We start from the raw sequence: 19,962 nt of genomic DNA, 5'->3' as shown, positions 1-19,962 counted from the left end.
GCGTGTGCTGCATGTACTGCATGTGCTACGTGAAGCGCTCACCTATGCCGTCGCATGGTGGGAATGTCGTGTTTGCTAGATCGTGAGGCCACCGTCGACGTGAATCACTTGTCCCGTGATTTGGCGTGCGTGGGGGCCGAGCAGGAAGGCGGCGAGTGCGGCGACATCGTCGGGTTCGCAGAGGCGGCCGGTGGGCGTGGCGTCGGCGGCGCGCTGCCATGCTGCGGGGTCCATGGCCGAGTGTCCGCCGTCTTTGCGGGTGTAGCCGGGCGCGACGCAGTTGATGGTGATGCCTGCGCGCGCGTATTCGGCAGCCGCACTTTTCGCGAGCGCTTCGATGGCGGCCTTCGCGGCAGCGGTTGCGGGAAACCCGGCGGCGTTCGGGGCAAAACGATGGGCGACGAACGAACTGACGGCGACGATGCTCGCGCGCGACGAGCGTTGCAAGTCGGGCAGGGCGCTGCGCAGGAGCGCTGCGAAGGTGCCGGGCATCGCGGCGAGGGTGCGGGCGAGGGCGTCGTCGTCGATATCGGCGAAGGACTGTCGCGTCGCAAAGCCTGCGTTGCTGACGATCTGATCGACGGGGCCGAAGGCATCATGTGCAGCGTCGATCAGTCGCGCGGCGGCGGATACGTCGGAGAGGTCTCCGAGCCAGACCGCGCAGCGAGCGCCGAGCGATTCGCATGTGGTGCGAACGTCGGCGAGTCGTTGTTGGCTCTCGGCGGAGGCGCCTCGCGTGTGCAGCAGGAGTTGCGTTTCGGGTGAGGCGATGTGTCGGGCGATGGCGGCCCCGATACCTGAAGCGGCACCGGTCACGACGACCGTGCGTCTGACGGGGGCGTCAGAGGGAGAAGTTGGGGTAATCACAATGGACCCGGGTAGAGCGGAGGGTGCGTGTGATTATGCCAAACGAGGAAAGGGGTGGAATAGCCGCGTCAATATTAATTAGGAAGTGAACAAAGTCGCGGTCAATACCGTTGTAGGGATGTTGAAAAAAGGGTGCCGGGTGGCACCCTTAGCAGCCCTTAAGCTGCCTTTGATCGACACCCTAAGCCGCACCAACGGCACGCGGCGGCGAAATCTCCTCGACGGGATGCAGCGTCATGGTGTGTTGATGGAAGCGGCTGAGCGTCTCGCGGTGAGCGACGCTAACCATGGTGGTGTCGGGGAGGTTGGCGTGAAGCGCGTCGTACACGGCTTCTTCCGTTTCGACATCGAGCGCGCTTGTGGCTTCGTCGAGGAAGAGGAAGTCGGGCTTTTGCAGGAGCGCGCGTGCGGCAGCGAGGCGTTGTTGTTCGCCGCCAGAGAGGCGTCGTGCCCAATGCGCGACCGTTTGCAAATCGTCGCTGTACTGCCCGAGATTGACGGCGGCGAGTGCGTCGCGGCATTGCTCGTCGGAGAAAGTCTCTGGAGGCGATGGGAACGCGAGCGCGGCTTTGAGCGTATCGATCGGCAGATAGCTTTGTTGCGAGAGAAACAGGACGCGGGCGTCGGCGGGAATGTCGATGCGTCCGCTGCCAAAGGGCCAGAGGCCTGCCAACGCGCGCAGCATCGTGCTCTTGCCGCAGCCTGAGCGTCCGCGCACCAGCCAGCGCGAACCGCGTGCGAAGGCGAACGAGCCGACATCGGCGAGCGGCGTTCCATTGGGGAGTGCGAGTTGCAGATCGGTGGCGGTGTAGGCGGGGGCGGCACCGTCATTGGCGGGGACCACCGCAATGCCGCCAGCACGCGGCGGTTCATCGATCACGCGCGTAAATTCACGCAACCGGTTGATCGTCGCTTTCCAATCGGCCAACGTCGTGAAGCTGTTCACGAACCACGAGAATCCGTCGCTCACTTGCCCGAACGTGTCGATGATTCGCATCAACACGCCGAGCGTGAAGGCCCCAGCAAAGTACCGTGGCGAGGCGGCCATGATCGGAAACACGATCGCAATCTGACCGTAAATCGAGTTCGCGAAAATCAGCCGCTTCGTGACCACCATGATCTGCCACCAGTTATCGCGCACCGCACCGAACGCCGATTTCAGACGCGAGAGTTCCGCACCTTCGCCACGATACAGCGCGACTTGCTCCGCGCTTTCGCGCAGACGCACCAGCAGAAAACGGAAGTCGGCTTCCACTTGCTGTTGCCGATAACTCAGCCCGACCAATGGGCGGCCGACTTTGAAGATAAAGAACGAGCCGACCACCGCGTACAGCGCCGCAACCCAGACCATATAGCCCGGAATCGTCACATTCATCGTGCCGAGCGCGAACGACACCGCACCCGAGAGCGTCCAGAGAATCGTCACGAACGAGAACAGCGAGACCAGCGTCGTGAGCAAATCGAGCGAGAGCGCCAGCGACGAACTCACCAGCGTGCGGATGTCCTCCGAAATACGCTGGTCGGGGTTGTCCGCCAGATGATCGCGCTCGATGCGGTAGTACGCCTGGCGCGTGAACCACTTGGTCAGATTCGTATCGGTGACCCATTGCCGCCACTTGATTTCGAGCATCTGCCGGAAGTACGTGCGAAACGTCGCGATGATGATGAAGCTGAACGCGAGCACCGCGAACTCCATCAGCGAGGACGTGAACACCGGCCAGTTGCGCTTGTCGAGTGCGTCGTAAAACCGCTGGTTCCAAGCGTTCAATCGCACGTTGATGAACACCACCGCCAGATTCAACGCCAACACCAATAGCAGCAGACGCCGCCCTTCCCAGCGTTTCTCCGATACCCAATACGGGCGGATCAACTGCCATGCGGTAGGCGATTTCGGTGGGGTGGGAGCAGGCGTTGCCGTTGCGGCAGCGCGCGAAGGCGGCAGATCCTCCGGTGGGGAGGGCGGCACAGGTGGCGTCGGCGTGTGGGCCATGATCGTCTGGCGGCGTTGCCGCGGTGGTGCAACGTGTTATGGGGAGTGCCCGGTGACGCCGTGGCGGCGCTTCACCAGTGCTCAACGGTTCGTTTGACCGCCGTCGTTATCAGTGTGTTGCACGAATCCTGGCCCGGGGCGCATGTCACGCCGAATTTCAGTTTACGCGCTGTTACAACGCCCGGAAAAAACGTCAAAAAACGAGACGCCGCGAGCGTCCACCCGCCGGGGAAGCCTGCTTGCACGGGCGTCGGCATCTATGTTGTAATGGCTCCGGGCGAAACAGGGGTGCTCCGTATCGAACGCGGGTGTGTACCATGCGTGACGAAATGCGGGGCTGAGAGAGACCCTTTGCACCCGACCCGGGTAATACCGGCGTGGGAAGTTTCCGACTCCTCCAGTGGGGTAAGGTGCCTAGCACCGTTTCGTCCTTTTGCTTTCATGAGGAAAGGACCCCATGCACCCCGCGCACTACCTTCCACAGATTCCACCGCAGTTTCCATCGAGTGTCCTCATGTGCCTGCACGCCGCCGCCGCGTGTGCAGCCCTGCGCGCATGAGCGCCGCGACCACGCGCCCTGACGTCGCCGTCCTCGGCGGCGGGCTGTCCGGCCGTCTCGTTGCATGGCAACTGATTCGCGCGGGTGCCCGCGTCGCGCTGTACGAGCGCGGCGACGCCGACGGCTCGTCCGCCGCTGGCTGGGTGGCCGCCGCCATGCTCGCGCCGCTGGCCGAAGCCGCCGTGGCGGAGCCGAGCATCGTCGAAATGGGTGCCGTCGGGCTGGAGCGCTGGCCGGGGCTGATCGACGGCCTGCCCGAGCACGTGTTCTTCCAACGCAACGGCACGCTCGTCGTGTGGCATCAGCCCGACCGCGCCGAAGCCGTCATGTTCGACCGTCGAATGCGTGCCAATGCCCCGCCCGAGTTGCTGCGCGGTGGCGTCGAGCGCATCGCTGGCCCGCAGTTGGCCGATGTCGAGCCTGCGCTCGCTGGCCGCTTTCAGGAAGGCTGGCTGCTGCCCAACGAGGGCCAGCTCGATAACCGCCAGTTGCTGCGCGCGCTGGCTGCCGGACTCGCGAAAGCCGGGGCCGAACTTCACTGGAACACCGAGATTGCCGAGGGTGCGTACCCCGATGCGGGGCTCGTCATCGACTGCCGCGGCCTCGGCGCGCGCGGCGCGCTCACCCAACTGCGCGGTGTGCGCGGCGAAGTGGTGCGCATTCACGCGCCGGGTATCGGCCTGCGCCGCCCCGTGCGGTTGCTGCATCCGCGCTATCCGATCTATATCGCGCCGAAAGAGAACGATCTCTACGTGATCGGCGCGACCGAACTCGAATCGGAAGACATGTCGCCGATGACCGTGCGCTCCGCGCTCGAACTGCTCTCGGCGGCGCATTCGCTCAATCCGGCGTTTGGTGAGGCGCGCATCGTCGAGCTAAACGTCAATTGCCGACCGGCGCTGCCCGATCACCTGCCGCGCGTGCAGTGGGACGGTGACCGGCTGCTGCGTGTGAACGGTCTTTACCGCCACGGCTATTTGTTGGCCCCGGCAGTGACTGGCGAAGCCTGCGCACTCGCGCAAACCTTGTTGCAAACGAAGAGCGCGCCAACGGGCGTTGAGAACGCGCTCGATTGGGAGACGTGGCGAGCAAGCCGGCCGTGGCCGGACCTGTTCCGCCGGGCTTGAGAAGGAACAGAACGTAATGGATATTCAGATCAATCAACAGACGCTGAGCGTGGCCGATGCGGCAACGCTTGCCGAAGCGCTCGCCGCCTACGGCGCCAAGCCGCCCTTTGCGGCCGCCGTGAACGGACAGTTCGTCCCCAAGACGCAATACGCCGCGCGCCAACTCGCGCAGGGCGACAAAGTCGACGTCGTGCAACCGGTCGCCGGAGGCTGAAATGAACGCACTTACCGAATCGGCCAACGTGGCCGCAGGCAGCGCGCGCGACGCGCTCACGCTTTACGACACCCGCTTCGGCAGCCGTTTCTTGCTGGGCACCTCGCGCTATCCGTCGTTGCAAGTGCTCAACGATTCCATCGATACGGCACGCCCCGGCATGGTGACCGTGGCGCTGCGTCGCCAACTCTCGGGCTCGCAAACGTCGGAAGGTCACTTCTGGGAAACGCTGCGCCGCCTCGCGGTGCCGGTGCTGCCCAATACGGCCGGTTGCCATTCCGTGCAGGAAGCCGTCACCACCGCCCAAATGGCGCGCGAAGTGTTCGAGACCGACTGGATCAAGCTCGAACTCATCGGTGACGACTACACGCTGCAACCCGACCCGTTCGGTCTCGTGACTGCGGCCGAGCAATTGATTCGCGATGGCTTCAAGGTGTTGCCGTACTGCACGGAAGATTTGGTGCTGTGCCGCCGTTTGCTCGATGTCGGCTGTCAGGCGCTCATGCCTTGGGGCGCGCCGATCGGCACCGGCAAGGGGGTGATCAACCCCTACGGTCTGCGTTTGCTGCGCGATCGTCTGCCCGACACGCCGCTCATCGTCGATGCGGGTCTCGGCCTGCCGTCGCACGCGTGTCAGGTGATGGAGTGGGGCTTCGACGGCGTGCTGCTCAACACGGCAGTGGCGTTGGCCGCACAGCCGGTCGAGATGGCCGGGGCGTTTGCGACCGCGATTAAGGCTGGCCGTGCCGCTTGGCTGGCCGGGCCGATGGCCGAGCGTGAAAGCGCCGAAGCCAGCACGCCGGTGGTCGGTGTGCCGTTCTGGCACGACAAGGACTATTCATGACGAAACCCGCCCGCGCTGCGGCGCTTCAGCCCACGTACGACGCCCCTGCGTTGTCTCACGTGCAGTGCCTGCCCGCCGACGCGCCACTCGCGCTCGCGTGGCAGCAGGCGGCTGCGGCCATTCGTGCGCGTCTCGCCCCGTGGCCGGACGGAAGTGCCACGGCGCAATGGCGTCTGCACGCGCAGGTGCCGCCCGGTGGGTTCGCGAAAGGCGACGTGTTTTGGTGGCCACTGACGCCGCAAGGCGCATTGGATACCGGCACGTCGGTGCAGATCGACGTGTGGCGTGCCGCAGGCGCCGTCGTACTGTGTACGCGTGCGCTGCCGCGCGGTGGCGTAGAAGACACGCTGTATGCCAACGGCGAGATCTATCGCGTGGCCGGTGTGGATGACCCCGCGTTTTTCCCCGCGTTCGCCGCTTTTCTCGATTGCGGTTTCGCCCCGCACGATGCCCTCATACTCGGTCGCGCGTGGCGCACCGACGGCAGCCACGCGCGCGCGGAAGATGCCGCCACGTTGGGCGACTGGCCGACCGTGCTGGCGACGTTTCCGGCTGTCGTTGGGCAAGCGCCGAGTCCCGGCGAGTTTCCTTCGTGCCCGGCAAGACTGGGTTTGTATCCGGTACTGCCCAACGCCGACTGGTGCGAGCGCATGGCCGATTTGCAGGTCGGCACCGTGCAGTTGCGCCTCAAAGACCCTGCCCATCCGGCACTCAAGTCGGAGATTGCGCGTACGGTCGCGGCGGGCAAGCGTGTGACGCACGACAGCGCGTGGTTCATTAACGACCATTGGCGCGAGGCGATGCAGGCCGAGGCTTACGGCGTGCATCTCGGGCAGGAAGATATGGCGGCGCTCTCGGCCGACGAGGTGCAGACGCTGCACGCGAGCGGTATGCGCCTAGGGATCAGCACGCACGGCTATTACGAGATTCTCGCGGCACATCACTTCCGTCCGAGCTATCTGGCCGTAGGGGCCGTGTTCCCGACGACGACCAAGGTGATCGCCACGGCGCCGCAAGGCTTGGCCAAGCTCGCACGCTACGTGAAGCTGATTGCGCCGCACTATCCGCTCGTCGCTATCGGCGGCATCGATGCGCAGAACTTGCCGCAGGTACTCGAGACTGGCGTGGGCTGCACGGCTGTCGTGCGCGCCGTGACCGAGGCCAACGATGTGGCCGCTGCGGTGAAGGGGATGCAGGAGGCGTTTGCGCAGCGGGGGTGACGAGTCGCGTGGCAGGGCATGAGAACCATGACCTGCCGATGTGGCTTGTGCGGCTGACGGGTGCCGATGAGACGGCGAGGAAGTGCGCTGACGAAGTTTTACAGCGTGCGCGTCATGAACACCGCGCCGTCGCCGTACCCGGCCAACTTTGCCGCAATGAGCGGCGACACATCGGTTGCCACTATGTAACCGAATCGCGCCCAAAAGCCTTGCGATTGCTGCACTGCAACGAGCGCGGATGCGCCGAGCCTTAGCGACTGTGCCGACGCCAGCGCTGCGGCGTACAACCGGTCGGCAACGCCCGCACCTCGTGTGCGCGGTGCTAGCGCCATGTCATGCACGTACCAGCAATCGGGGGCGTCGGGCAGGGCGTCAAGTATCGAGTCGAGCGGCGGCGGGGCGGCCAGCCGCCACGGGTGGGTGAACAGATACCCGGCCACGACGGCCGCATCGTCGATCGCCACCCAGCACGTGGCCGGTGACAGTGCCAGCCGGGAGCCGAGCGTGGCTTCCGATTCCAGCATCACATCGCCATAGGCTTGCGCCTGCACCGCCAACACTTGGGGAAGGTCGGCAGGACGCATCGGACGCGTCTGAAATTGCGTGGTCAACGCCTGCGGGCGCGGCACACCGTCTGACGGGACAGACTTCATAACAATCAATGGTTTATTGCCCAAACCGGCATATTGTAGCAACGGCGCAACACCCGCGCCGCTCAGGCGATCCGTAAGTCCTTGGCAGGGTTACGTTTTTCCTCGTTACACGCATCGGAACGAGATTCTGCGGGGCGAGCCAGCCGCCTGTAAAATCCCGCGGGCAACTGCCAGGACTGCCTGTCACTGCCTCCCCTTGGACGGCATCGATCAGCATTCCCCCCTATAATTGGCGTTTTGCGCCGCACTATAAGACCCGAAACGTGCCTATCCCGAATACGGAAAATCTGCTCGAATTGCGCGACGTTAGCTTCGGTTATGGCGAACGTCTCGTCCTTTCCGGGCTGAATATGCGGTTTCCGCGCGGCAAGGTGATTGCGGTCATGGGCGGCTCCGGCTGCGGCAAGACCACCGTGCTGCGCCTGATCGGCGGGCTGGTGCATGCCAGTCGAGGCACCGTCGATTTCGATGGCACCGACGTGTCGTCGCTCGATCGCGACGGCTGGTATAAGTTGCGCCGCCGCATGGGCATGTTGTTCCAGTTTGGCGCGCTCTTCACTGACATGACGGTGTTCGACAATGTGGCGTTTCCGCTGCGCGAACATACGCGTCTCGACGAAGAGATGATCCGCGATCTGGTACTCATGAAGCTCAACGCTGTCGGCCTGCGTGGCGCGCGTGACATGAAGCCGGCCGAGATTTCGGGCGGTATGGCCCGGCGCGTCGCACTGGCGCGCACGATTGCGCTCGACCCGGACCTCGTCATGTACGACGAGCCGTTCACCGGTCTCGACCCGATCTCGATGGGGATTACGGCGAACCTGATTCGCAAGCTCAACGATGCGTTGGGCGCAACGTCGATCATCGTGTCGCACGATGTCTCCGAGACTTTCGCTATCGCCGACTACATCTATTTCATTACCGACGGCCGTATCGGGGCGGAAGGCACGCCCGAGGAGTTGCGGGCGTCGCAAGACCCGACGGTGCGTCAGTTCATCGATGCACAACCGGACGGCCCGGTGAAGTTTCAGTACCCTGCGTTGCCGCTGGCTGAAGATTTCGGTATCGGAGGCCGCGCATGATTACGGCGATCGGCAGTTTCGTCCGAGGTCACGTCGAGCGTCTCGGGTATGGTGCGCGGTTGTTCCTGCGCATGCTCCGGTCGAGCGCCGCGTTGCTGCGCCGCCCGCGCCTGGTGACCGATCAGATTCACTTCGTCGGCAACTACTCGTTCGTGATCATTGCGGTCTCGGGCTTGTTCGTCGGCTTCGTGCTGGGGCTGCAAGGCTATTACACGCTCAATAAGTACGGCTCGGAACAGGCGCTCGGGCTGCTCGTGGCCCTCTCGCTCGTGCGCGAGCTCGGCCCGGTGGTCACGGCACTCTTGTTTGCCGGACGTGCAGGCACGTCGCTCACGGCCGAGATCGGTTTGATGAAAGCCGGTGAGCAGTTGACGGCGATGGAGATGATGGCGATCGACCCGATTGCGCGGGTTGTGGCGCCGCGCTTCTGGGCGGGTGTGATCGCGATGCCGATTCTCGCGGCCATTTTCTCGGCGGTCGGTATCTTCGGCGGCTATCTCGTCGGCGTGCAGATGATCGGCGTCGACAGCGGTGCGTTCTGGTCGCAGATGCAAGGCGGCGTCGACGTCTGGGCAGATGTCGCCAACGGCGTGATCAAGAGCATCGTGTTTGGCATTGCCGTGACTTTTATCGCGCTGTATCAGGGGTTTGAAGCCCAGCCGACGCCGGAGGGTGTTTCGCGCGCGACGACACGCACGGTGGTGCAGGCGTCGCTTGCCGTGCTGGCGCTCGACTTCCTGCTCACGGCGCTGATGTTCAGCTAAACCGCCGGGCGACATCGCCTAAGACATACACAGACTGATTGCGCACACTGACACAATGAAAAAACACCCCCTCGACTTCTGGGTCGGCTTGTTCGTGGTTCTCGGCTTCGCAGCCCTGCTGTTTCTCGCACTCAAGGCGGGGAACATGAGTTCGCTGTCGTTCTCGAGTACCTACCCGGTGACCGTGCGCTTCGACAACATCGGCGGGCTCAAGCCGCGCGCCGCGGTCAAGAGTGCAGGCGTGGTGGTCGGGCGCGTGGCGTCGATTCAGTTCGACGACAAGCGCTATCTGGCCAGCGTCACGCTCAATATCGACTCGCAATACAAGTTTCCGAAAGACTCATCGGCGAAGATTCTGACCTCGGGCCTGCTCGGCGAGCAGTACATCGGGCTCGAACCCGGGGGTGACGATCAAATGTTGAAAGCCGGTGATACGATCACGCTCACGCAGTCTGCAATTGTGTTGGAAAACCTGATCGGCCAGTTCCTGTATAACAAGGCGGCGGATGCCGGCGGGGCGCAACCGGGGAACGCATCTGCGGCTCCGGCAGCGCCTGCGGCGCCAGCTGCACCGGCTGCCGCGCCGGGGCAAGGGGCAACGGCTAACCAAGGAAAATAAAAGAAATGACCCGCTTCCGTACTTCGGCAGTGCTGGCCGTCGGCGCCCTGACGCTGGCTGGTTGCGCCACTGTCACGAACCCCACGCCGACCGACCCCATCGAAGGGTTCAACCGTTCGATGTACACGTTCAACGACAAGCTCGATAAGGCTGTCATGACCCCGGTGGCCAAGGGCTACCGCTTCGTGGTGCCCCAGCCCGGGCGCGACATGGTTACGAACTTCTTCTCGAACGTCGGCGACGTCTACAACTTCGCCAACAACCTGTTGCAGCTGCAAGTGACCGCCGCCGTACAGGATTTGATGCGCCTGACGATCAACACCTTCTTCGGTGTGGGCGGTCTGTTCGACTTCGCAACGCCGGCCGGCTTGCCCAAGCACAGCCAGGACTTCGGCGTGACGCTCGGCAAGTGGGGCGTGCCCGACGGCCCGTATCTGGTGCTGCCGCTGCTCGGCCCGAGCACGGTGCGCGACACGGCGGGGATGGCGGCGAATCTGTACCTCGACCCGACGTCCTATATCAAGCCGGATTGGGTGAGCTACTCGCTGTACGGTGTGCGTCTGGTCAACACGCGGGCGAACCTGCTCGATGCGTCGAACCTGCTCGAAGCGGCTGCACTCGATCCGTATTCGTTCACGCGTGACGCTTATTTGGCGCGCCGTAAGTACCTGATCAGCGGTGGCGCATCGGGCAATACGCCGCTGCCGAATTACGAAGATGAGGACGGCGCGGCTGGCGGTTCCGGCGCAGGTGCCGCAGGTGCCGCGGGTGCCATGGGCGCAGGCGGGCAACCGATGCCGGCCTCGGCCTCTGCCCCGGCGGCAGAGGCACCGGCCTCCGGCGCATCGGCTGAACCGCAAGCCCCGCAAGGCTCGCCGCTGCCGGGCACGATGGTGCCGGGTGGTCTGCCGTTCCGTCGCTGATGAATGACACGCCGCACGCTCAACCGTGCGGCGTATATCCGAAACGCGCAGCATCCCGCCATGTGGGATGCCGTCGGCAGGCCCGCCAGGCAACAGTTTGTTACAACGCGCCGCCGATAATTCGCGAACTCCAGACGTAACGCGGGTATCCAAACCCGCAACACTCGTCACTCGAAAGAGGAAGTCCACAATGAAGAAGTTCTGGCTCATTCCCGTCATGGCGTTCATGACGTTTACCGCTGCGGGCTCGGCAATGGCACAGGCTCAGGCGCCGGATGTACTGGTCAAGCAAACCGTGACCGAAGTCATGGCCGCTGCCAAAGCCGACCCGAATATTCAACGCGGCGATCTGAACAGCATTACCAAGCTGATCGAAACGAAGATCATGCCGCATGCCGACTTCGGCAAGACCACGCAACTCGCCACCGGCCGCGCATGGGCAAATGCCACGCCGCAGCAGCGCGAGCAACTCACGACGGAATTCCGCAAGCTGCTGCTGTACACGTACGCAGGCGCCATCGCATCGATTCGCGATCAACAGGTCCAGTACAAGCCGTTCCGCATGCAGCCGGGCGATACCGACACCGTGGTCTCCACCAGCGTGCTCAACAATGGCCAGCCGTTCGAGCTGGACTACCGCCTGTACAAGACGGACAGCGGCGAATGGAAGCTGTATGACATGAGCGTATTCAACGCATGGCTGATCCAAACGTATCGCAGCCAGTTCGCCGAGCAGATCAACAAGAACGGTATCGACGGTTTGATCCAGTTCTTGAAGACCCGCAACCAGCAACTCTCGGGCGGTAAGTAAGCGCATGCTCGCTTTGAAAACCGATCTCACTCACGACACTGCCGGCGAAGTGCTTGCGCAGGCCATCGATCGCATCGACGCGGGTGAAACCCACGTCGATTGCGCGGGGCTCACGCACTTCGATTCGTCGGCGCTCGCCGTGCTGCTGGCCTTGCGCCGTCATGCGGGCCGACGTGGGGCGACGTTGGCGTTCACTAACTTGCCGACCGGTTTGGCCAGCCTCGCGCTGGTGTATGGCGTCGACCATCTGCTCTCGAGTTGATCGGCCGGTGCACCGTTTGCGGGGTTTCCGCCCCAAAGAAAAAGCGCCGTTGAGAGACGGCGCTTTTTTTGCCCGCGGCGAGCACGCCGTGCCTGTTGAATCCAGCAGGTAAGCGCCTGGCAGACGATTCGCGGGCCAGCCGACCGGGCAAAACCACGGGGGACTGCCGCTTCCTTTATAATCAGGGGTTTTCTGCCGTCTATCGGGCGGTAACCCTCCGTCAGGGCATCGACGCCGTCATTGCCGCCATCCTCCCCGGTTTGCGCGCTCGGCGCGCGGTGCCCGGAGCTACAAAAAATGGCGCGTCCGCCAAGACGGGCGCGTGCAGCCCATGGCCGCCATCGAAATCCGTAACGTCAAAAAACGCTATCAGGCGTTGCAGGCGCTCAAAGGCGTCAGTTTCTCGATCGAAGAAGGTGAATTCTTCGGTCTGCTCGGCCCCAACGGCGCCGGCAAGACGACGCTCATCAGCATTCTCGCGGGCCTGGCCCGTGCCGACACCGGCAACATCAGCGTGCTCGGCCACGATGTCGTGCGCGACTACCGCAACGCCCGCCGCAAGCTCGGCGTGGTGCCGCAGGAGCTCGTCTTCGATCCGTTCTTCTCGGTACGCGAGACGCTGCGCATTCAGTCCGGCTATTTCGGCCTGACGCGCAACGACGACTGGATCGACGAAGTGATGGCCAACCTCGATCTGACCGACAAGGCCGACGCCAACATGCGCCAGCTCTCGGGCGGCATGAAGCGCCGTGTGCTCGTGGCGCAGGCGCTCGTGCATCGTCCGCCGGTGATCGTGCTCGACGAGCCGACCGCCGGGGTCGACGTGGAACTGCGTCAGACGCTGTGGAAATTCATCTCGCGCCTGAACCGCGAAGGTCACACCATCGTCCTCACCACGCACTATCTGGAAGAAGCCGAAGCGCTGTGCGATCGCATCGCCATGCTCAAGCGCGGCGAAGTCGTGGCGCTCGAGCGCACGGCGTCGCTGTTGCAGCGCTTTGCGGGCACGCGTCTGGTGCTGCGTTTCCGTCAGGGCACGCTGCCGGAGTCGCTGCGTCCGCTGTTGGTCGATGGGCAAGACACGGGCGGGCGTCAATTCGCGCTGCGTCTGGCCGGTTGCGACGAGGTCGAGTCGATTCTCGCCACGTGCCGGGCTGCTGGCGGCATCGTCGAAGACATTGAAATTCAGAAGGCCGATCTCGAGGACGTATTCGTGCAGATCATGTCGGGCTCGCGCGCGCAGGAGGTGGCAGCATGATCGGCTTCCGCACGCTGTTCTATAAAGAAGTGCTGCGCTTTTGGAAGGTGAGCTTTCAGACGGTCGCGGCGCCGGTGCTGACTGCGCTGCTCTATCTGATGATCTTCGGCCATGTGCTGGAAGACCGCGTGAAGGTCTACGACCAGATCACGTACACGTCCTTCCTCGTGCCGGGCCTGGTGATGATGAGCGTGTTGCAGAACGCGTTCGCGAACAGTTCCTCGTCGCTCATTCAGTCGAAGATCACCGGCAACTTGGTGTTCGTGCTGCTGCCGCCGCTCTCGCACTGGGAGATGTACGGTGCGTACGTGCTCGCCGCTGTGGTGCGCGGGTTGTGCGTGGGGTTCGGCGTGTTTTTGGTGACGGTGACGTTCACGCATCTGACGTTTGCCGCACCGCTGTGGATTCTCGGCTTCGCGTTTCTCGGCGCTGCGATTCTCGGCACGCTTGGGCTGATTGCGGGCATTTGGGCCGAGAAATTCGACCAGCTCGCCGCGTTCCAAAACTTCCTGATCATGCCGGCGACTTTCCTCGCAGGCGTGTTCTATTCGATTCATTCGCTGCCGCCGCTGTGGCAGGCCGTGTCGCACTTCAACCCGTTTTTCTACATGATCGACGGGTTCCGCTACGGCTTCTTCGGCGTCTCGGATGTCTCGCCGGTCACGAGCCTCGCGGTCGTCGGCGCGACGTTCCTCATACTCGCAACCGTGGCGCTGAACTTGCTGCGCCGCGGCTACAAACTGCGTCACTGAACTTTCTTAGGATCGGCAAATGCTGCCCACCCCAGAACAAATCAAACAGTACATCGAAGCCGGTTTGGCTTGCGAGCACGTTGCCGTCGAAGGCGACGGCCAGCACTTCTTTGCGACCATCGTGAGCGCACAGTTCGAAGGCAAGCGCCTCATCGCGCGCCATCAGCTGGTGTACGCCGCATTGGGCGATCGCATGAAGGCGGAAATTCACGCATTGTCGATGAAGACCCTGACGCCCGCGGAGTATCAGGCGCAATGAGGATTACGCAAGAGAGCGCCGGCGCGGCCGGCAACGGCGAGCCTATCGCCGGCGAGCGTGTGGCCGCAGACCACCTCGAAATCGAGGGCGGCGAGCGGCTGGCGGGAGAAATTACGGTATCGGGCGCGAAGAACGCTGCCTTGCCGATTCTGTGTGCAAGTCTGCTGACGGCCGAGCCGCTGGTGCTTGGCAACGTCCCCGATCTGCACGACGTGCGCACCATGCTGACGTTGCTCGCCCGCATGGGCGTGAAGGTCGAACGTCAAGGCGAGTCGGTGACGCTCGACGCGTCGCAGATCACGGAAGCCGCTGCCCCGTATGAACTCGTGAAGACGATGCGGGCATCGATTCTCGTGTTGGGACCGCTGCTGGCGCGTTGCGGCGAGGCGCGTGTGTCGCTGCCCGGTGGGTGCGCGATCGGCGCACGCCCGGTCGATCAGCACATCAAGGGCCTGCAAAAGATGGGCGCCGAGATCACGCTCACGCACGGCGACATCGTGGCGAAGGCCACTCGCCTGCGCGGCGAGACGCTCGTGACGGACATGATCACCGTGACCGGCACCGAGAATTTGCTGATGGCGGCCACGCTTGCTGACGGCGTGACCGTGCTGGCCAATGCCGCGCGCGAGCCGGAAGTGACCGATCTGGCGAACTTGCTCGTGAAGATGGGCGCGAAGATCGAAGGCATCGGTACCGACCGTCTGGTGGTGACCGGTGTGGCGCGCTTGCATGGTGCAACGCACGACGTGGTGCCCGATCGTATCGAGGCAGGCACGTTCCTGTGCGCGGCGGTGGCCACGCGCGGCGATATCACGCTGCGCCGTGTGGTGCCGGGCACGCTCGATGCCGTCATCGCGAAGTTGCGCGAGACCGGTGCCAATGTGAGCGCCGGTGCGGATTGGCTGCGTGTGTCGATGGATCGACGCGCGCAGGCCGTGAGTTTTCAGACGTCGGAATATCCGGCGTTCCCGACCGACATGCAAGCGCAGTTCATGGCGCTGAACTGTATTGCGCAGGGCGCATCGCAGGTCGTCGAGACGATCTTCGAGAACCGCTTCATGCACGTGCAGGAATTGCTGCGTCTGGGCGCGAATATCGGCATCGAAGGCAATACCGCGCGTATTTCCGGCGTGGAACGCTTGTCGGGTGCGCATGTGATGGCGACCGATCTGCGCGCTTCCGCCAGCTTGATCGTGGCTGGCCTGACCGCCGATGGCCGAACGCTCGTCGACCGTATTCATCACCTCGATCGCGGCTATCATCGTATCGAGGCCAAGTTGTGCGCCGTGGGCGCGCGAATCCGGCGTGTCGAAGCACGCCAGGGAGAGATTGCATGAGTTCCGCCAAGTCCGCCCAGCCGCTCAGCCAACCGCTGACGCTGGCCCTCTCGAAAGGGCGTATCTTTACGGAAACGCTGCCGTTGCTCGCTGCCGCAGGCATCGAAGTCACGGAAGATCCCGAAACCTCGCGCAAGCTGATTTTGCCGACCACGGACCCGAATTTGCGCGTGATCATCGTGCGCGCGACCGACGTGCCGACCTACGTGCAATATGGCGCCGCCGACTTCGGCGTGGCCGGTAAGGACGTACTGATCGAGCACGGTGGTGGCGGTCTTTATCAGCCGATCGATTTGAACATTGCCCGCTGCCGCATGTCTGTGGCTGTACCGAAGGGCTTCGATTACGCGAACGCCGTGCGTCAGGGCGCCCGCCTGCGGGTGGCGACCAAGTACGTGCAGACCGCGCGCGAACACTTCGCGGCCAAGGGCGTGCACGTCGACCTGATCAAGCTGTACGGTTCGATGGAACTGGGCCCGCTGGTGGGCCTCGCCGACGCGATTGTCGACCTGGTGAGCACCGGTGGCACGCTGCGGGCCAACAATCTGGTGGAAGTGGAGGAGATCATGGATATCTCGTCCCGCCTCGTGATCAACCAGGCTGCACTCAAGCTCAAGCGCGAGTCGTTGCAGCCCATTCTGGATGCCTTCGAGCAGGCCTCCCGCCAAACAGCATGAAACTCGATATTCGCAAACTCGATTCCTCTGCCGACGGCTTCGCGAAACAGCTTCGCGATGTGCTGGCGTTCGAGGCGAGCGAAGACGCCGCCATCGATCGCGCGGCTGCCGAGATTCTCGCCGACGTGAAGACGCGTGGCGACGCAGCCGTCATTGAATACACCAACAAGTTCGACCGCCTCACGGCATCCGATATGGCGGCGCTGGAGCTGCCTGCGTCGGCGCTGGAAGCCGCACTGGAAAGCCTCGAACCGAAGCGCCGTGCAGCGCTGGAAGCGGCCGCTGCGCGCGTGCGTGCCTATCACGAGAAGCAGCGCATCGAATGCGGCAGCCATAGCTGGCAGTACACCGAGTCGGACGGCACGGTGCTGGGTCAGAAGGTGACGCCGCTCGATCGCGTTGGTATCTACGTGCCGGGTGGTAAGGCCGCCTATCCGTCGTCGGTGCTGATGAACGCGATTCCTGCGCGTGTGGCCGGCGTGAAGGAAATCATCATGGTGGTGCCCACGCCCGATGGCGTGCAGAACCCGTTGGTGCTGGCGGCGGCGCACATTGCTGGCGTGGACCGAGTGTTCACCATCGGTGGTGCGCAGGCGGTCGGCGCGTTGGCGTATGGCACCGAGACCGTGCCAGCTGTCGACAAGATCGTCGGTCCGGGTAATGCGTTCGTGGCCGCGGCCAAGCGCCGTGTGTTCGGTACGGTTGGCATCGACATGATCGCCGGTCCGTCGGAAATTCTCGTGATTTGCGACGGCACGACCGATCCGGACTGGGTGGCGATGGACCTGTTCTCGCAAGCCGAGCACGACGAGCTCGCGCAGTCGATTCTGCTGTGCCCGGACGCCGCTTATATCGCACGCGTGCAACAGTCGATGGAGCGCCAGATCGAAGAGATGCCGCGTCGCGAAGTGATCGCTGCATCGCTGCAAGGCCGTGGCGCGCTGGTGAAGGTGCGCGACATGAACGAAGCGTGCGAAATCGCCAACGTAATCGCACCCGAGCACCTTGAGATCTCGACGGAAAACGCGCAGCAGTGGGGCGACAAGATTCGCCACGCCGGTGCGATTTTCCTTGGCAAGTTCACGAGCGAAAGTCTGGGCGATTACTGCGCCGGACCGAACCACGTGCTGCCGACCTCGCGCACGGCACGTTTCTCGTCGCCGCTGGGCGTGTACGACTTCATCAAGCGCTCCAGCCTGATCGAAGTGAGCGAAGGCGGTGCCCGCATGCTCGGCGAAATCGCTGCCGAGCTGGCCTACGGCGAGGGCTTGCAGGCCCACGCACGCAGCGCCGAATTCCGTCTGCACCACGAGTCCTGACATGCGCGACGACGCCCTGTGGCCCGCCGCGCAAACTGCTTCGGCGCCGGCTACTTCCCGGCGTCGGGCTCGCGCAATGCCCGCTCAATTCCAAGCTTCAGTAGTTTCATCCATGCTGCCTGCCCGCTTCGCGCGGGCCGGGTGGCGTGCGGCTGTTCGCATCGCGGCGCTCTTCGCGCTTGGTGCTGCCGCCAGTTCCGCAGCGCACGCCGCTGGCAACTACTGCCAGCACGCGACGTTCGAAGGTGCGTCGGTTGAGCGCATGACCGTGTGCGTGCGTCGTCAGGCGTTCGATAACGATGTTTATGTGCTGCGTCTGGACGGCAAGACCGCCTTGCGCGGTACCGACGACGAAGTGGCGCACGGCGTGTTCGGCCGCGTGGGCAACCGGCTCGTGGCGATGCGCTGCGAAGCCGAGGAATCGCCCGCGCGAGTGAGCCCAGCGGTGGCGCAAGCGCTGTCGTGGCAAACCGGCGTGCGCGTGCAGCGCATTACAGACGCGCTTGGCAGTGTCGAGACCGGCCGCCGTTGCACCGTCAAGATCGACGGGGCCGACGCCGGGCTGCTGACCTTCGCGTTCAACTGATCGGGCGCTGCCACACGACGCATCCGATTTCACTGATTTAGCCGATTTCACCGACGTAGCTGACTAAACCCGCAAGCGATTCGCGCTTTGCCCACACAGGTAGTCCGACCCTCATGTCTGTCGATCAAGTGATTCGCCCCGATGTGCTCGCCATGAGCACGTATCCCGTGCCCGATGCGAGCGGTCTGCTCAAGCTCGACGCGATGGAGAACCCCTACGGCCTGCCCGAAGCCCTGCGCACCGCGCTGGGGCAGCGTCTGGCCGACGTGGCGCTCAATCGCTATCCGGCACCGCGTCCGGCTGCGCTGCTCGAAAAGCTTGCGCATGCGATGGACGTGCCGGCGGGGGCAAAGCTGCTGCTCGGTAACGGATCGGACGAAATCATCACCATGATCGCGACGGCCACGGCACGCCCGGGTGCCGCGATCATCGCACCGATGCCGGGCTTCGTGATGTACGAGATGACGGCGCGCTTCGCAGGCATCCCGTTCGTCGGCGTGCCGCTCAGGGCCGACTTCTCGCTCGACATGCCAGCCATGCTGAACGCCATTGCGGCGCATCCGGGCGCGGTGGTGTATCTGGCGTACCCGAACAACCCGACCGGCAACCTCTTCGCCGACGACGAGATTGAAACGCTCGTGCGCGCGGCCAGCGGCGGCCTGGTGGTTATCGACGAGGCCTACCAGCCGTTTGCGGGCAAGACGTGGATGCCCCGTCTGCCGGAATTCCCGAACATGGTGGTCATGCGCACGGTCTCGAAGCTGGGGCTGGCGGGGATTCGGTTGGGCTATCTGGCGGGTAGTGCCGAATGGCTCGACCAGTTCGACAAGGTTCGCCCGCCGTACAACGTGAATGTGCTCACGCAGGCGTGCGCCGAATTCATGCTCGATCACCTCGACGTGCTCGACGCTCAAGCGGCCGAATTGCGGGCTGAACGCACCCGTCTGGCGGCCGCCGTGGCGGCGCTGCCGGGTGTGACGGTGTTCCCGAGCGCGGCGAATTTCCTGCTCGTGCGGGTGCCTGATGCCGACAAAACCTTCGCGGGCCTGCTCGCCCGTAAGGTATTGATCAAAAACGTGGGTAAAATGCACGTATTGCTGGCCAATTGCCTGCGATTGACGGTCGGCACCCCCACGGAGAATGCGACGATGGTCGAAGCCCTGGCCGCATCACTCTAACAAGCTACAAGACGAGAACTCACCATCATGCGCATTGCGGAAGTCGTTCGCGATACCAGCGAAACGCAAATACGCGTCAAGATCGATCTGGACGGCACTGGCCGGAAGACGCTCGACACCGGCGTACCGTTTCTGGACCACATGCTCGACCAGATCGCGCGCCATGGCCTCATCGACATGGAAGTCGAAGCCAAGGGCGACACCTTCATCGACGACCACCACACGGTGGAAGACGTCGGCATCACGCTGGGTATGGCCGTGGCCAAGGCCGTCGGCGACAAGAAGGGCCTCGTGCGCTACGGCCATAGCTATGTGCCGCTCGACGAAGCGCTCTCGCGCGTGGTGATCGACTTCTCGGGGCGTCCCGGTCTCGAATTCCACGTGCCGTTCACGCGTGCGCGTGTGGGCAACTTCGACGTCGACCTGACCATCGAATTCTTCCGTGGCTTCGTCAATCATGCTGGCGTGACGCTGCATATCGACAACCTGCGCGGCATCAACGCCCACCACCAGTGCGAAACGGTGTTCAAGGCGTTTGGCCGCGCGCTGCGCATGGCGGTCGAGATCGATCCGCGTGCGGCAGGTGTCGTGCCGTCCACGAAGGGCAGCCTGTAAGCGAACAAGCGGAATAAGCGGAACAAGCGAGTTAGCCCGCCGGTCT

Annotated in this window: 22 protein-coding genes and 1 riboswitch; of the genes, 19 read left to right on the top strand and 3 right to left on the bottom strand. The window is 63.7% G+C overall.

The features are described 5' to 3' along the window. Positions 1 to 75: 75 nt before the first annotated feature. Both PPN31114_RS25575 and PPN31114_RS25570 read right to left on the bottom strand, forming a co-directional pair. The gene (locus tag PPN31114_RS25575) at positions 76 to 816 is read right to left on the bottom strand and encodes an SDR family NAD(P)-dependent oxidoreductase (protein WP_246182753.1); all 741 of its coding nucleotides are present in this window, start codon (positions 814 to 816) and stop codon (positions 76 to 78) included. Between the two features lie 232 nt (positions 817 to 1,048). Next, a complete protein-coding gene (locus PPN31114_RS25570) occupies positions 1,049 to 2,857 on the bottom strand; it encodes an ABC transporter ATP-binding protein/permease (protein WP_150682333.1) in 1,809 nt (602 codons plus the stop codon). Between the two features lie 274 nt (positions 2,858 to 3,131). Beyond that, positions 3,132 to 3,258, top strand: a riboswitch (TPP riboswitch). A gap of 154 nt (positions 3,259 to 3,412) precedes the next feature. Between PPN31114_RS25570 and PPN31114_RS25565 the strand changes: the two genes are divergently transcribed. The 4 genes from PPN31114_RS25565 to PPN31114_RS25550 are packed head-to-tail and all read left to right on the top strand — an operon-like array spanning position 3,413 to position 6,821. After that, positions 3,413 to 4,543, top strand: a complete 1,131-nt coding sequence (locus tag PPN31114_RS25565; RefSeq protein ID WP_150682332.1) for an FAD-dependent oxidoreductase — start codon at positions 3,413 to 3,415, stop codon at positions 4,541 to 4,543. A gap of 16 nt (positions 4,544 to 4,559) precedes the next feature. Further along, positions 4,560 to 4,757 (top strand): sulfur carrier protein ThiS, encoded by a 198-nt coding sequence (thiS, locus tag PPN31114_RS25560; RefSeq protein ID WP_150682331.1) that lies wholly within the window; start codon positions 4,560 to 4,562, stop codon positions 4,755 to 4,757. Between the two features lies 1 nt (position 4,758). Continuing rightward, complete coding sequence (locus tag PPN31114_RS25555; RefSeq protein ID WP_150682330.1) at positions 4,759 to 5,601, top strand: thiazole synthase; 843 nt, start codon at positions 4,759 to 4,761, stop codon at positions 5,599 to 5,601. Next, positions 5,598 to 6,821, top strand: a complete 1,224-nt coding sequence (locus PPN31114_RS25550) for a thiamine phosphate synthase (protein ID WP_150682329.1) — start codon at positions 5,598 to 5,600, stop codon at positions 6,819 to 6,821. Before PPN31114_RS25555 ends, PPN31114_RS25550 begins: the two co-directional genes overlap by 4 nt. A 98-nt stretch (positions 6,822 to 6,919) precedes the next feature. Here the strand turns inward: PPN31114_RS25550 and PPN31114_RS25545 are convergent, their stop codons facing one another. Beyond that, positions 6,920 to 7,474 (bottom strand): GNAT family N-acetyltransferase, encoded by a 555-nt coding sequence (locus tag PPN31114_RS25545; RefSeq protein WP_246182752.1) that lies wholly within the window; start codon positions 7,472 to 7,474, stop codon positions 6,920 to 6,922. A gap of 269 nt (positions 7,475 to 7,743) precedes the next feature. On the opposite strand from PPN31114_RS25545, the gene PPN31114_RS25540 reads away from it, so the two are divergent. From PPN31114_RS25540 to hisB, 15 genes are all read left to right on the top strand, one after another. Next, complete coding sequence (locus PPN31114_RS25540; RefSeq protein WP_150682385.1) at positions 7,744 to 8,556, top strand: ABC transporter ATP-binding protein; 813 nt, start codon at positions 7,744 to 7,746, stop codon at positions 8,554 to 8,556. After that, the gene (gene mlaE / locus PPN31114_RS25535) at positions 8,553 to 9,320 is read left to right on the top strand and encodes a lipid asymmetry maintenance ABC transporter permease subunit MlaE (RefSeq protein WP_150682328.1); all 768 of its coding nucleotides are present in this window, start codon (positions 8,553 to 8,555) and stop codon (positions 9,318 to 9,320) included. Before PPN31114_RS25540 ends, mlaE begins: the two co-directional genes overlap by 4 nt. 55 nt (positions 9,321 to 9,375) lie before the next feature. Next, a complete protein-coding gene (gene mlaD / locus PPN31114_RS25530; RefSeq protein ID WP_150682327.1) occupies positions 9,376 to 9,939 on the top strand; it encodes an outer membrane lipid asymmetry maintenance protein MlaD in 564 nt (187 codons plus the stop codon). A gap of 5 nt (positions 9,940 to 9,944) precedes the next feature. Continuing rightward, positions 9,945 to 10,862 (top strand): MlaA family lipoprotein, encoded by a 918-nt coding sequence (locus PPN31114_RS25525; protein WP_150682326.1) that lies wholly within the window; start codon positions 9,945 to 9,947, stop codon positions 10,860 to 10,862. A 190-nt stretch (positions 10,863 to 11,052) separates the two neighbouring features. Then, on the top strand, positions 11,053 to 11,673 hold the full coding sequence (locus tag PPN31114_RS25520; RefSeq protein ID WP_150682325.1) for an MlaC/ttg2D family ABC transporter substrate-binding protein: 621 nt from the start codon (positions 11,053 to 11,055) through the stop codon (positions 11,671 to 11,673). 4 nt (positions 11,674 to 11,677) lie between these two features. Next, positions 11,678 to 11,935: an STAS domain-containing protein gene (locus PPN31114_RS25515; RefSeq protein WP_150682324.1), complete on the top strand. Its 258-nt coding sequence runs from the start codon at positions 11,678 to 11,680 to the stop codon at positions 11,933 to 11,935. Between the two features lie 331 nt (positions 11,936 to 12,266). Further along, positions 12,267 to 13,193: an ABC transporter ATP-binding protein gene (locus tag PPN31114_RS25510; RefSeq protein ID WP_150682323.1), complete on the top strand. Its 927-nt coding sequence runs from the start codon at positions 12,267 to 12,269 to the stop codon at positions 13,191 to 13,193. After that, the gene (locus PPN31114_RS25505) at positions 13,190 to 13,945 is read left to right on the top strand and encodes an ABC transporter permease (protein WP_150682322.1); all 756 of its coding nucleotides are present in this window, start codon (positions 13,190 to 13,192) and stop codon (positions 13,943 to 13,945) included. Before PPN31114_RS25510 ends, PPN31114_RS25505 begins: the two co-directional genes overlap by 4 nt. Before the next feature lie 19 nt (positions 13,946 to 13,964). After that, on the top strand, positions 13,965 to 14,204 hold the full coding sequence (locus PPN31114_RS25500; RefSeq protein WP_150561111.1) for a BolA family protein: 240 nt from the start codon (positions 13,965 to 13,967) through the stop codon (positions 14,202 to 14,204). Further along, positions 14,201 to 15,541: a UDP-N-acetylglucosamine 1-carboxyvinyltransferase gene (gene murA, locus PPN31114_RS25495; protein ID WP_246182751.1), complete on the top strand. Its 1,341-nt coding sequence runs from the start codon at positions 14,201 to 14,203 to the stop codon at positions 15,539 to 15,541. Before PPN31114_RS25500 ends, murA begins: the two co-directional genes overlap by 4 nt. Further along, entirely contained in the window at positions 15,538 to 16,218 is a 681-nt protein-coding gene (gene hisG, locus PPN31114_RS25490; RefSeq protein ID WP_150682321.1) for an ATP phosphoribosyltransferase, read from the top strand. The genes murA and hisG overlap by 4 nt, the downstream gene beginning before the upstream one ends. Further along, positions 16,215 to 17,537, top strand: a complete 1,323-nt coding sequence (hisD, locus tag PPN31114_RS25485; RefSeq protein ID WP_150682320.1) for a histidinol dehydrogenase — start codon at positions 16,215 to 16,217, stop codon at positions 17,535 to 17,537. The genes hisG and hisD overlap by 4 nt, the downstream gene beginning before the upstream one ends. Positions 17,538 to 17,649: 112 nt before the next feature. Then, positions 17,650 to 18,123, top strand: a complete 474-nt coding sequence (locus PPN31114_RS25480; protein WP_150682319.1) for a hypothetical protein — start codon at positions 17,650 to 17,652, stop codon at positions 18,121 to 18,123. A gap of 113 nt (positions 18,124 to 18,236) precedes the next feature. Continuing rightward, positions 18,237 to 19,301 carry a histidinol-phosphate transaminase gene (gene hisC, locus PPN31114_RS25475; RefSeq protein WP_150682318.1) on the top strand — a complete coding sequence of 355 codons (1,065 nt, stop codon included), beginning with the start codon at positions 18,237 to 18,239 and terminating at the stop codon, positions 19,299 to 19,301. 27 nt (positions 19,302 to 19,328) lie between these two features. Next, positions 19,329 to 19,916, top strand: coding sequence for an imidazoleglycerol-phosphate dehydratase HisB (gene hisB, locus PPN31114_RS25470; RefSeq protein WP_150682317.1), 588 nt, complete (start codon positions 19,329 to 19,331; stop codon positions 19,914 to 19,916). Positions 19,917 to 19,962: the final 46 nt, after the last annotated feature.

The organism is Pandoraea pneumonica (assembly GCF_902459645.1).
GTDB lineage: Bacteria > Pseudomonadota > Gammaproteobacteria > Burkholderiales > Burkholderiaceae > Pandoraea > Pandoraea pneumonica.
This window is presented reverse-complemented; position numbering and strand designations above follow the sequence as displayed.